9 protein-coding genes and 1 tRNA gene are annotated in these 12,286 nt (G+C 71.8%); 6 read left to right on the top strand and 4 right to left on the bottom strand.

Going from position 1 to position 12,286, the window contains the following annotated elements; all coding sequences use genetic code 11:
- The first annotated feature begins 150 nt into the window (after nucleotides 1-150).
- From G495_RS0105625 to G495_RS0105635, 3 genes are all read left to right on the top strand, one after another.
- Nucleotides 151-855, top strand: coding sequence for a molybdopterin-guanine dinucleotide biosynthesis protein MobB (locus G495_RS0105625; protein ID WP_028587001.1), 705 nt, complete (start codon nucleotides 151-153; stop codon nucleotides 853-855).
- A gap of 108 nt (nucleotides 856-963) precedes the next feature.
- Nucleotides 964-1,039: transfer RNA gene (locus G495_RS0105630), tRNA-Thr, on the top strand.
- A 96-nt stretch (nucleotides 1,040-1,135) separates the two neighbouring features.
- Nucleotides 1,136-2,728: a peptide chain release factor 3 gene (locus G495_RS0105635; protein WP_028587002.1), complete on the top strand. Its 1,593-nt coding sequence runs from the start codon at nucleotides 1,136-1,138 to the stop codon at nucleotides 2,726-2,728.
- Nucleotides 2,729-2,871: 143 nt separating this feature from the next.
- On the opposite strand, the gene G495_RS17830 is transcribed toward G495_RS0105635, so the two are convergent.
- Both G495_RS17830 and G495_RS0105645 read right to left on the bottom strand, forming a co-directional pair.
- On the bottom strand, nucleotides 2,872-3,639 hold the full coding sequence (locus G495_RS17830) for a substrate-binding periplasmic protein (RefSeq protein ID WP_051445107.1): 768 nt from the start codon (nucleotides 3,637-3,639) through the stop codon (nucleotides 2,872-2,874).
- Nucleotides 3,636-5,786 carry an adenylate/guanylate cyclase domain-containing protein gene (locus G495_RS0105645; RefSeq protein WP_028587003.1) on the bottom strand — a complete coding sequence of 717 codons (2,151 nt, stop codon included), beginning with the start codon at nucleotides 5,784-5,786 and terminating at the stop codon, nucleotides 3,636-3,638. The genes G495_RS17830 and G495_RS0105645 overlap by 4 nt, the downstream gene beginning before the upstream one ends.
- Nucleotides 5,787-5,977: 191 nt before the next feature.
- On the opposite strand from G495_RS0105645, the gene dgt reads away from it, so the two are divergent.
- The 3 genes from dgt to typA all read left to right on the top strand — a co-directional run bounded on the left by dgt (nucleotide 5,978) and on the right by typA (nucleotide 10,251).
- On the top strand, nucleotides 5,978-7,324 hold the full coding sequence (gene dgt / locus G495_RS0105650) for a dGTP triphosphohydrolase (protein ID WP_169734356.1): 1,347 nt from the start codon (nucleotides 5,978-5,980) through the stop codon (nucleotides 7,322-7,324).
- 23 nt (nucleotides 7,325-7,347) lie between these two features.
- On the top strand, nucleotides 7,348-8,274 hold the full coding sequence (locus G495_RS22775) for a hypothetical protein (protein ID WP_156939593.1): 927 nt from the start codon (nucleotides 7,348-7,350) through the stop codon (nucleotides 8,272-8,274).
- Nucleotides 8,275-8,409: 135 nt separating this feature from the next.
- The gene (gene typA / locus G495_RS0105660) at nucleotides 8,410-10,251 is read left to right on the top strand and encodes a translational GTPase TypA (protein WP_028587005.1); all 1,842 of its coding nucleotides are present in this window, start codon (nucleotides 8,410-8,412) and stop codon (nucleotides 10,249-10,251) included.
- Between the two features lie 91 nt (nucleotides 10,252-10,342).
- Here typA and G495_RS20240 read toward each other — a convergent pair whose 3' ends face one another.
- Nucleotides 10,343-10,732 (bottom strand): hypothetical protein, encoded by a 390-nt coding sequence (locus G495_RS20240; RefSeq protein WP_156939594.1) that lies wholly within the window; start codon nucleotides 10,730-10,732, stop codon nucleotides 10,343-10,345.
- A gap of 126 nt (nucleotides 10,733-10,858) precedes the next feature.
- A complete protein-coding gene (locus G495_RS0105670) occupies nucleotides 10,859-12,211 on the bottom strand; it encodes a dihydrolipoyl dehydrogenase family protein (RefSeq protein WP_028587007.1) in 1,353 nt (450 codons plus the stop codon).
- Between the last annotated feature and the right edge of the window lie 75 nt (nucleotides 12,212-12,286).

The following is a 12,286-nucleotide window of genomic DNA, read 5'->3' on the forward strand; positions in this document are numbered from 1 at the left end:
TGTTGCGTTTGTCGATAGTTTTGTGCGGATGCGCTGTATCCGTAAAGGGTTCGGCCCGGGCGGCCCTCGACCCCGGGGGCGCTTTGGGGTAGGGCTGGGCTGGCCCGGCAGCGCGCCGGGCGCAGGCGAGACCACCAAGGGAGGCGGCGGATGATCGCGGTGAACATCGTGGGCTACAAGAAGACGGGCAAGACGACCCTGGCCGTGGCCCTGGGCCAGGAGCTGGCCCGGCGCGGGGTGCGCGCGGCGGCGGCCAAATTCACCCACCAACCCGAGGCCGACGCGCCGGGCACGGATTCCCACGCCCTGCGCCAGGCCTATGGCCGGGTGGCGCTGCTGGCCGGGGAGGCCACGGGCCTGTTCTGGCAGGGGCGGCGCCACCTGCCGGACCTGGTGCCCCTGCTGGACGCCGACGTGCTGGTGGTGGAGGGCGGCAAGCACCTGGGCTGGCTGCCGCGCATCCTGTTGCTGCGCAGCGTGGCCGACGCGGGCGAGCTGGAGCAGGGCCTGGCCCTGGCCAGCGCCGGGCAGGTGCCGGGCTACGGCCTGGAGCATGTGCCGGACGTTTCGGCCCTGGCCGACCTGATCCTGGCCCGGGGTTTCGCCCTGCCGGGGCTGGACTGCGGCTCGTGCGGCAGGCCGGACTGCGCGGCCCTGGCCCGCGAGATCGTGGCGGGCAAGGCCACGGCGGCGGACTGCCGCGCGGCGGGCTCGGCGGTGGAGGTCACGGTCAACGGCCAGCCCCTGGCCATGAACGCCTTCGTGCAGGGCGTGTTCTCTGGCGCGGTGACGGGCATGCTGCGCCAGTTCAAGGGCTACGCCCCGGGCACGGTGGAGATCCGCCTCAAGGGCTAGGGGCGGGGTGTCCTCCCTGCGCCCCGGGCGGCCCGGGCCCGCCGGGCGTCCATGTTTCCCCTTGACGCCCGGCAACGCCTTGGCTATCAAAGCTCTCCGCATTGGCGCGCCAGCGTAGCTCAGTTGGTAGAGCAGCTGATTCGTAATCAGCAGGCCCGGGGTTCAAGTCCCCGCGCTGGCTCCAGGAAAATCAAGGGACTCGCAGGTTCGCTTGCGGTCCCTTTCTCTGTTGCGCGGGGCGCCCGGCGCCGCCGCGCCGCAACACACGGACGCAGCCACCATGACCACCACCAGCACCCTGCAGCGCCAGATCGCCCGGCGGCGCACCTTCGGCATCATCAGCCACCCCGACGCGGGCAAGACCACGCTCACCGAAAAGCTGCTGCTCTTCGGCGGGGCCATCCAGATGGCGGGCTCCGTGCGCGCGCGCAAGGCCGACCGTCACGCCACCAGCGACTGGATGGCCATCGAGCGCGACCGGGGCATCTCCGTGACCAGCTCGGTGTTGCAGTTCGAGTACCGGGACTACGCGGTCAACCTGCTGGACACCCCCGGCCACCAGGACTTTTCCGAGGACACCTACCGCGTGCTCACCGCCGTGGACAGCGCCGTGATGGTCATCGACTGCGCCAAGGGTGTGGAAACGCAGACCCGCAAGCTGATGGAGGTCTGCCGGATGCGCAACACGCCCATCCTGACCTTCATCAACAAGCTCGACCGCGAGGGCCGCGACCCCTTCGAGATCATGGCCGAGATCGAGGAGACCCTGCAGATCGAGTGCGCCCCGCTGTCCTGGCCCATCGGGCGCGGCGGTGATTTCCTGGGCATCTACCACCTGCACCGCCGCGAGGTGACCCTGTTCACCCCCGGGCGCGGGCCCGAGGTTGGCGACGCCGTGACCATCCACGACCTGGCCGACCCGCAGCTCGACGCGCTGCTGGGCGACAAGGCCGACACCCTGCGCGAGGACGTGGAGCTGCTCCAGGGCGCGGGCAACCCCTTCGACCTGGACGCCTTCCTCAAGGGCAGCCAGACCCCGGTCTTCTTCGGCAGCGCGGTGAACAACTTCGGCGTGCGCGAGCTTTTGGACAGCTTCGTGGAGATCGCTCCCGAGCCCCAGCCCCGGGCCGCCGCCACGCGCGTGGTCCAGCCCGACGAGGAGGCCTTCTCGGGCTTCGTTTTCAAGGTCCAGGCCAATATGGACCCCGCCCACCGCGACCGCATCGCCTTCGTGCGCATCTGCTCGGGCCGCTTCGCGCGCGGGATGCGCGTGCGCCACCACCGGGTGGACAAGGACATCGCCATCGCCAACCCCATCATGTTCCTGGCCCAGGAGCGCACGGCGGTGGAAGAGGCCTGGCCCGGGGACATCATCGGCATCCGCAACCACGGCACCATCCGCATCGGCGACACCTTCACCGAGAAGGAGCCCCTCGCCTTCGCGGGCATCCCCAACTTCGCCCCCGAGCATTTCCGCGTGGTGGTGCTGCGCACGCCCCTCAAGGCCAAGCAGCTGCGCAAGGGCCTGCAACAGCTCGTGGAAGAGGGCGCGGCGCAGCTCTTCCAGCCCCTGCTGGGCAGCGACCTGATCCTGGGGGCCGTGGGCGTGTTGCAGTTCGAGGTCATCGTGGCCCGGCTCAAGGACGAATACGGCGTCGAGGCCAGCTATGTGCCCACGCCGTTCACTACCGCGCGCTGGGTGGATTGCCCGGACAAGGCCCGGCTCAAGGCCTTCGAGAAGGGCCAGGCCTCGAACCTGGCCCGCGACGCCGAGGGCCACCTGGCCCTTCTGGCCACGGGCTCGTGGCAGCTCAAGCACATCAAGGAGCTGTGGCCCGAGGTGGAGTTCCACGCCACCCGGGAATGCCAGTAGCCCCGGGCGCAGGCGCCCGCAGCGCCACGCGGCAGGGCGCGCAGAAAAGGCCGGCGGATTGTTCCGTCGGCCTTTTTTGTGCGGCGTGGCGACCGCCTGGGCGCAGGATCAGGGGCGCAGCGGCGCCCCCTTGCCCCGTGCGGCTACCTGTAGCGCTCCAGGATGGCCTGCATGGTCCCATCTTCGATCATGGTCCGCATGGCTTCCTCCATGGCCTCGCGCTCGGCCAGGGCGGCTTCGCTGCGGCGCGCGATGGTCAGGTAGGGCGGCTTGCCGGGCACGACGTACGGCGATTTCTTCAGCCCCACGCCCAGGTGCATGAGCAGGTAGTCGGCCTCCTGCTCGGGCATGAGCATGGCGTCGCATTCGCCGGTGAGCACCTTCTCCAAGGCCTGGATCTGGTCGAAGCATTCCACCTTGCGCAGGGTGGGGTCGTCGTCGAACTCCGGGTAGTAGCGCGCCCCGCGCTGCACGGCCACGGTCATGGCCGCCAAGTCGGCGTGGGCCGTCACGCGGGGGGTGCCGGGGTAGACGTAGAAGGCCTTGTCCGCCGGGGGAAAGCGGACGCGGGTGTAGACCATGAACGCCTCGCGTTCGGGGGTGCGGTTGGGGCCGAGCATGATATCGGCCTCGCCCAGCTCCATCATGGCCAGGCTGCGCTGGAAGGGCGCCTCCACGAAGCGCACGCGCAGCCCGGCGCGCCGGGCGATTTCGAGCATGGCGTCGTAGTAGATGCCGTAGAAGGCGCCGCCGTCGATGATGCGAAACGGCGGGGCGTTGTTGCCGACCACCACCAGTTGCGGGGCGGGCTCCCGGGCCGGGGCGGGCCCGGGGGGCAGGCACAGCAGCAGGGCGCAGAGCAGGGCGGCGGCCAGGGCCGGGAAGCGGGCGGGGGTGCGGGGGGCGCTCATTTGGTGTGGAACTCCTCGATGCCGGTCCAGTCCGGGCCCGGGTTCTGGGCCATGGCCCGGGCCGCGCGTTCCAGGTAGACCCGAGTCAGGCGGCTGGGGGCGGCCTCGTGCAGGGCGCGCAGGGTCTCGTGGGCCCGGGCCCAGTGCCGGGCGCGGTAGTCGGCGTAGGCCTGGTGCCAGGTGTGCAGGCGTTCCAGCTCTGCCGGGGCCACGGCCAGCTCGGGGTGCGGCCCGCCGGGGCGGGTGCCCAGCAGCTCGTGGATGGTCACGGGCGTGAGCGCGCCCTTGGGCAGGGCCACGTCCACCGCGCGGAACACGAAGTCGTCCCCGGCGGCGTCCACCACGGCCTGGCTGGCCAGGATGGTGGTGCCGTAGAACTTGTTCATGCCCTCCAGGCGCGCGGCGACGTTCACCGCCGAGCCCATGGCCGTGTAGTTCAGGCGGTCCGACGAGCCGATGTTGCCCACCACGGCCTCGCCCCGGTGCAGGCCGAAGCGCGTGGCCAGCATCCGGCAGTCGTCCGCGCCCGGCACGCAGTGCCCGGACAGGGCCGCCGCCCCGCGCAGGGCCGCCAGGCAGGCCAGGGCGGTGTGGTCCGGCGCGCGGGTCGGGGCGTTCCAGAAGGCCATGACCGAATCGCCGATGAATTTGTCGATGGTGCCCCCGCTGCCGGAAATGGTGTCGCCCAGGATGTGGAAATAATTGGACAGCAGCTCCATCAAAGTTTCCGGGGCCATGGTGTCCGACAGGGTGGTGAAGTCGGCGATGTCGGTGAACAGCAGGGTCAGCTCGCGGCGGTCGCCGCCCAGGCGCGGCTCGGCGCCGGACTCCACCAGCCTGCGCACCAGGTCGCGCGGGATGTATTGCCCGAAGGAGCGCAGGGCGCCCTTCATGCGGCTCATGGAGGTGGAGAGGTTGTCCACTTCGATGATGTGCGAGCGCAGGTGCAGGGTCGATTCCAGGTCGAAGCGCTTGATGCGCTCGGCCTCGGCGGCCATGAGGTTCAGGGGCCGGGCGATGCGCTGGGCCACCAGGACGATGATCGGCATGGAGGCCAGCAGCACCACCAGGGAGAAAAGCAGCAGGTGGTCGCGCACGCGGATGAGCGGGGCGACGAAATGCTCCTCGGGGGCGACCACGGCCACGAATTCGTGGCTGCCCAGCCCCCCGCCCAGGGGCGTGAGCATGGACAGGAAGCGCTGTCCGTCCACGCTGAAGGCCTTGACGCCGTTTTGCATGTCCGCCCCGGAGACATACTGGTCGTAGACGCCCTGAATCACGGGGTCGTTCAGGTCGCTCACGCGTGCGGGCAGGTTCCAGGTCTTGCCCTGGCGGTCGGTGATGCGGCGCACGACCTTGCCGGGGAAGCGGTGCCCGGTGATCTGCCCGTCGGCGGCGAAGGTGAACACCTGGCCCCGCTCGCCCAGGCGGTAGCGGTCCAGGAACTGCGACACCCCGCCCAGGGTGATGTCGATGCCCAGCACCCCGCCCACGGGGCCCTGGAAGCTGTGGGCCACGGTGGTGCCCAGGTTGCGGGTGCTGGCGAAGATGTAGAGCTTGGTTTTCATCAGCTCGGCCCGGGGCCGGGCCAGCTTGTACCACGGCCTGCTGCGCGGGTCGAAGGCCGTGGTCTCGTTGCGCTGGGCCAGCGGCGCGCGCGCGGCGTCCAGGAACGTCCAGGTCTGGGTGGTGCTGCCGAAGGGGCCGGGGTTGACGTGGCGCAGGGCGTAGCGTGCGCCTTCCGGGGCCCGCAGGGCCGAGCTGACCGCCGGGTCCAGGATGTGGATGGCCTGGTAGAACTCGCCGTCGTCCCAGCCCAGGAAGAAGCCGTAGATGTGCTCGTTGCTGTCCAGGGCCGCCAGGAAGGCTTCGCTCAGGGGGTGGCGGTGGGCGGCGTCGGGTTTGGTGGCGACCTCGGGGGCCAGGGGCAGGGTGTTGCCCAGGGTGCGCACCGGGGCGTAGATGGTGTCCATGTCGCGCAGGATGGCGCCGTTGACCTCGCGCATCAGGTTCTCGGCCAGGACCAGGGCCGTCTCGAAGTTCTTCTGGTAGTTGTACCAGGTCAGCAGCGCGGCCAGGGTCAGGGCCACCGAGAAGAAGATGCTCTGGATGGAGACGCTCAGGCTGATGCGGAAGCGCGGGGGCATCGCGGGCTCCTGGTTTCGGTGGCGATTCCCGATATATATGCGCGGACATTCCCGAAAGGGCAAGGGATATTCCGCGATGCGTCCGGCCTTTTGCCCGCGCAAGGCGGTTGTGCCCGGGGCGCGCTGGCCGTATGCTGGGCAGGCCATCCCGGCGGGCCCGCCCCGGGCCGCCACGAACCAAGCGAGGCACCATGACCCCACCGGATTCCATGCGCTGGGACCTGCTGCTCAGCGGCAGCCGCCACGGCACTGACCGGCCCGAGCCCGCCGACGACCCGCGCAGCCCCTTCCAGCGCGACTACGACCGCATCGTCTTTTCCGGGCATTTCCGCAGGCTGGGCCGCAAGACCCAGGTCCACCCCCTGAACGAGAACGACAACATCCACACCCGGCTCTCGCACAGCATGGAATCGGCCAGCCTGGGCCGCAGCCTGGGCCAGCATGTGGGGCGCTTTCTGGCCGGGCGCGGCCAGCTGCCCGCCGGGCTGGACCCCGAGCACGTGGGCCAGATCGTCCAGGCCGCCTGCCTGGCGCATGACATCGGCAACCCGCCCTTCGGCCACAGCGGCGAGGAGGCCATCAAGGGCTGGTTCGCCGCCAACGCGGACCTGTTCGCGGGGGTGCCCGAGGCGCATCTGGCCGACCTGACGCGTTTTGACGGCAACGCCATGGCCCTGCGCATCCTGGTGTGCACCGGGTTCGAGGAGGGCGGCACGGGCATGCGCCCGACCCTGGCCGTGCTCGGCGCGCTGATGAAATACCCGCGCACCGCCGCCAACGCCCCGGCGGGCAAGGACAAGTTCAGCTGCCTGCAATCCGAGGCCGGGGTGCTGGACGAGGTGGCCGGGCGCCTGGGGCTGCCGGGGGAACCGGGCAACTACGCGCGCCACCCCCTGGCCTTCCTCACCGAGGCTGCCGACGACATCTGCTACCGGGTCATGGACCTGGAAGACGCCATGGAACTGGGCATCCTGCCCGGCGATTTCCTGCTGACGGAGTTCAAGGACGCCCTGGACATGGACGCCGCGCGGGTGGCGGACTACGCCGCCCGGCCCATGCGCGCCCGCAACGGCAGCCTGCGCGCGGCCATCATGGGCCGGGCGGTCCCGGCCTGCGTGGCGGCCTTCACGACGTACCACGAGGCCATCATGCGCGGGGCCTTCGGCGCCAGCCTGCTGGAGGCCGCTGCGGACCCGCTCTGCCAGCGGCTGCTGGAGGTCTACGGCGGCGTGGAGGACCGCCTGTTCCGCTCGCGGCGCAAGGTGGAGCTGGAGCTGGGCGCCCAGCGCTCCCTGGGGCTGCTGCTGGATACGCTCATGCCCGCGGCCCTGGCCGTGTGCGGCGGCGCCGCGCGGCGCGGGCCGGGCACCCGGGCCCAGGTGGCGGCCATCCTGGGCCGCGAGCGGGTGGCGGCGCTGCAAGCGGGCGACGCCGCGTGCCCGTATCAGGCCGCCGTGTTGGTGCTCGACTATCTGGCGGGCATGACCGACCACTACGCCACGGGCCTGAGCCGCAAATTCCTGGGGCTGGGGGGCTAGCCGTGGGCGGGGCGGCCCAAGGCGTGGTTCTGGGCCTGGCCCGGGCCGTGGCCCGCGAGCTGGAGCGTGAAACCCCCGCCGGGCCGGAGGTGGAACGCTTCGCGCGCACGGCCCTGGGCGGCGCGGACGACGCGGCCCTGGCCGCGCTGCTGGCCGACCCCGCCGACCCCGACGCGGCGGCCCTGGCCGAGCTGCTGCTCTTCCCGGGGCGCGCAATGCAACAGGCCCTGGAACCGGCCCTGGCCGGGGCCGACGCGGCCCTGGGCGGGGACGCGGCGCCGGCCCTGGGCCGGGCCCTGGCGGCCCTGGCGCCCCGGGCGCGCTTCACCCTGCCCGGGGGGCTGGCGGTGGCCCTGGCCCCCGATGCCCGGGCCTGCGCCGGGGTGGCCGTGCGCCTGCGCCCGGGCCACGGCGCGCCCCCGGCCCTGGCCCGCGCGGTGGACGCCGCCCTGGCCCCGCAGGCCGCCCTGGCCGCCCGCGCGGCCCTGCGCCACAGCCGCTGCCCGTGGACCGCGCGCAACGTGGACCTGCTCGCGCGGCTGGCGGCCTCGCCCCTGGCCGGGCCGGAGTTGCCCGCGCTGCTGGCCTACGCCTGCGCCCTGCTGCCGGGCCTGGACGAGGGCGCGGACCTGGCCGTGGCCCTGGCCCGGGCCCACGCCGCCGCCCTGCGCCACCTGGAGGCCCACCAGCGCTTCGCCCGGCGCCTGGCGGAGCAGAATTTCGAGACCCTGGCCCTGCGCGGCGAGCGCGCGCCCCACGCCGACCCCGAGGCCCTGCGCCGCGAGATGCGCGCGGCGGACCGGCTTTCGCGCATCCTGTGCGGCGTGCCCGCCGCCGCCCCGGGCGTGGCCCACCAGAACCTGGGTGCCCGGGCTCCCGGCGACGGCCTGCTGGACCCCGGGGGCCCCGATTCCTTCGATCCGGAGCTGCCGGAGTTGCCCGATATCTGAACGCCCGCGCGCCCGGCGCAGGCCCCGTTTGCGCTGCCGCCCCGGCCCCTGCGGCGCGTGTTGCGCCCCGGGGGCAAACAGCGTAGGAGTGCGGTCCCGGCGCATCGCCGGAGCCATCATCACGAGGACACCACCATGCCCAGGAACAAGGCCCGCAACGAAAAGATCCGCAATATCGCCATCATCGCCCACGTTGACCACGGCAAGACCACCTTGACGGACAAGATGTTCCGCCAAAGCGGCCTGTTCCGCGACAACCAGGAGGTCCAGGACCGCGTGCTGGACTCCATGGACCTGGAACGTGAGCGCGGCATCACCATCGCCGCCAAGAACTGCTCCATCGAGTGGCAGGGCGTGAAGATCAATATCATCGACACCCCCGGCCACGCCGACTTCGGCGGCGAGGTGGAGCGCGCCCTGTCCATGGCCGACGGCGCCATCCTGCTGGTGGACGCCTCCGAGGGCCCCCTGCCGCAGACGCGCTTCGTGCTCGAAAAGGCCCTGGCCGCGCATCTGGCCGTGTTCGTGGTCATCAACAAGATCGACCGCGCCGACGCCCGGCCCGAGGAAGTGCTGAGCGAGATCTACGACCTGCTCATCGACCTGGGGGCCAGCGAGGAGCAGCTCGATTTCCCGCTGTTCTATGCCGTGGGCCGCGACGGCGTGGCCTCGCGCAGCCTGGACGAGCCCGGCCAGAACCTGCACTGTCTCATGGACGCCATCGTCTCCGACATGCCCGCCCCGGTCTATGACGCCGACGCGCCTTTCCAGATGCTGGTGTCCGACCTGGGCTATTCCGACTACCTGGGGCGGCTGGCCGTGGGCCGCGTGCTGGGCGGCACGGTGCGCGGCAACCAGAGCCTGGTGCGCATCGGCGAGAGCGGCACGCCCAAACCCCTGCGCGTGACGCGCCTGCAGACCTACCGCGGCCTGCAACTGGTGGAGGCCGACACCGCCGAGCCCGGCGACATCATCGTGCTCTCGGGCATCGAGGACGTGCGCATCGGCGACACCATCTGCACCGCCGCCGAGCCCCGGGCCCTGCCGCGCATCACCGTGGACGAACCCACCGTGTCCATGCGCTTTTCCATCAACACCTCGCCCCTGGCCGGGCGCGAGGGCAAGAACGTGACCTCCTCCAAGATCCGCGACCGGCTGATGCGCGAGGCCCTGTCCAACGTGGCCGTCCGCGTGGAGGACAGCGACGAGCGCGACGCCTTCGTGGTCAAGGGCCGGGGCGAGTTCCAGATGGCCATCATCATCGAGACCATGCGCCGCGAGGGTTTCGAGCTGAGCGTGGGGCGGCCCGAGGTCATCCTCAAGCTCGACGACCAGGGCCGCGTGCTCGAACCCATCGAGCACCTCTATGTGGACTGCGACGAGGCCTTCGCGGGCGTGGTCACCGAAAAGCTGGCCATCCGCAAGGGTCGGCTGACCAACATGGTCAACAACGGCTCGGGGCGCGTGCGCCTGGAGTTCTCGGTGCCCTCGCGCGGGCTCATCGGCTACCGCGACGAGTTCCTCACCGACACCAAGGGCACGGGCATCATGAACTCGTACCTCTCGGGCTACGAGGAGCACCGGGGCGACTTCCCCACGCGGTTCTCGGGGTCCATCGTGGCCGACCGCGCGGGCAGCGCCGTGCCCTATGCCCTGTTCAACCTCGAGCCGCGCGGCCAGCTCTTCGTGCGCGCCGGGGACCCGGTCTACGAGGGCATGATCGTCGGCGAGCACAACCGCGACAACGACATCGACGTGAACCCCTGCAAGGAAAAGAAGCTGACCAACATGCGCGCCTCGGGCAAGGACGAGGCCGTGGTGCTGACCAATGTGCAGACCATGACCCTGGAGCGCGCCCTGCACTTCATCCGCGAGGACGAGCTGGTGGAGGTTACGCCCAAGTCCGTGCGCCTGCGCAAGGCCGTGCTGCCCGCCACCCTGCGCCACCAGGCCGCAGGCAAGAAGAAGAAGGCCTGACCCGCCCTGGCCCCGCCGCCCGCTGCGGCGCCCACCATGCGGCCTCCCGGCAGCCCGGGGGCGCCCCGCGCCGCAGAGGCCGCAGCCAGGCCTAGGCTGCGCGCCCGGAGTCCAGGGCCCGTTGCAGGTCGAGGATGCCCAGGCCGAGGTGGAGGTCGAACTCCAGGCCCGCCTCGGGGCCCATGGTCCAGGCCACGCGGCAGGGCAGGCCGTCGAGCAGCCGCCCCGAGGCCGTGAACCGGGCGTGCAGCAGGGCGCGCTGGTCCAGCCGCAGGGCATGGCCCGGGGGCGCTTCCAGGCGGATGCGTGCCGACGCGGCGTTGATGTCGATGAGCCGCGCGGGCAGCGCCAGGCCGTCCGCCGCCAGCTCGCAGCGGTGCGCGCCCGCGTAGGCCTTGATCATCCTGTTCAGGCGCACTCCGGCGTTTTCCTGGCCTTGGGCCGCCGCCTCCGGCGGTGTTGCCGTGGTCCGTCCGGTCATGGTTTCCCCCTCGGCGAGGCGTGAGGCCCCGCCGCAAGCAGGAAACCACGGCGCGGTGATGGGCCCATGGCGGGCTCGTGACGTTTGGACGCCGGGCGTTCCCGGGTGGCCCGGACCTTTGCGCTCCTATTCCTGGGGCAGCATGTACTGGATGTAGTACCCGCTGGTGGGGTAGGCCCAGATGGTGCGGCGCACCTGGGCCGCCGTGAGCCCCAGGCGCACGGCCAGGGCGAAGGTGTTGGCCAGCTCCTCGGCGTGGTGCCCGGCCAGGTGGGCGGCCACGATGCGCCCGTCCGGCGCGGTGAGGATCTTGTAGCCCGTGTGTTCCTCGCCCAGGCGCTGCCAGGGCAGCCAGTCGCTCATGTCGCCCTGGTGGGCCGTCACCTCCAGGCCGTGGGCCCGGGCCTCGGCCTCGGTGGGCCCCACGGCGGCCAGGGGCGGCACGGTGAACACCACGCGCGGGATGCCCGCCTGGTCCACGGTCAGGCTGTTGCCGTGGATCATATTGTGCGCAGCCACCAGCCCCTCGTTGTTGGACGATGGCGTCAGGGCGAACGGCGTGCTGGCGGCGTCGCCGCCCGCGTAGACCGCCGGATTGCTCGTGCTCTGCATGTATTCGTTGACCAGGATGCCGTGCGGGCCAACGGCCACCCCGGCCTCGGCCAGCCCCAGGCCCTCCAGGGCCGGGGCGCGCCCCGCGCCGTGCACGGCCATGTCGCAGGCGAAGGCCCTGGCCCCGCCGGGCCCGGCGAGGACCGTCAGGCTGCCGTCCGCCCCGCGTTCGATGGCCGTGACCGGCATGTTCGTGTGCACCTCGATGCCCGCTTGGCGCGAGGCGTCCACCACCACCTGGGCCAGCTCGGGCTCGAAGCCCGCCAGGACCCGGGGGCCGCGGTGCAGCACCGTGGCCTGTACCCCGGCCCAGGCAGCCATATGCGCGAATTCAAAAGAAATATACCCGCCGCCGATGAAGACGATGCGCCGGGGCAGGGCCGCGAGGTCCAGGAAGGCGTCGGACAGGGTGGCCAGCTCCTGGCCGGGGATGCCCAGGGGCGCCGGGGCCGACCCCGGGCCCAGGAAGATGCGCCCGGCCTCCACGGCCTGCCCGTCCACGTCCAGGGTCCTGGGGCCGGTGAGCCGCGCGTGGCCGTGCAGGGTGTCGATGCCGCGCTTGGCGTAGGCCGCCTCGATGCGCCCGGGCATCTCGTCCACGAAGGTCGCCTTGAAGGCCTGCAGCGCGGGCCAGTCCACCTCGGGCTCGCCGCGCAGGCCCTTGCCGCGCAGCGCGCGCACGCGGGCCAGGGCCTCGGCGGCGCCCAGCAGGACCTTCTTGGGGTTGCAGCCGCGCAGCGGGCAGGTGCCGCCGAACTGGGCGGACTCGACCACTGCCACGGTCATCCCGGCATCGCGGCAGGCTCGCGCCGCCGCGCCGCCAGCCACGCCAGCGCCCACGGCCACCAGGTCGTAGCGTTTCGCCATGGTTCCTCCTGTGCTTTGGGGGTCGGGGATTGCCCGCCATCAAAGCATGAAGCGGCGGCCCTGGCAACCGGAACC

This window comes from Desulfocurvus vexinensis DSM 17965 (assembly GCF_000519125.1).
GTDB classification, from domain to species: Bacteria; Desulfobacterota; Desulfovibrionia; order Desulfovibrionales; family Desulfovibrionaceae; genus Desulfocurvus; species Desulfocurvus vexinensis.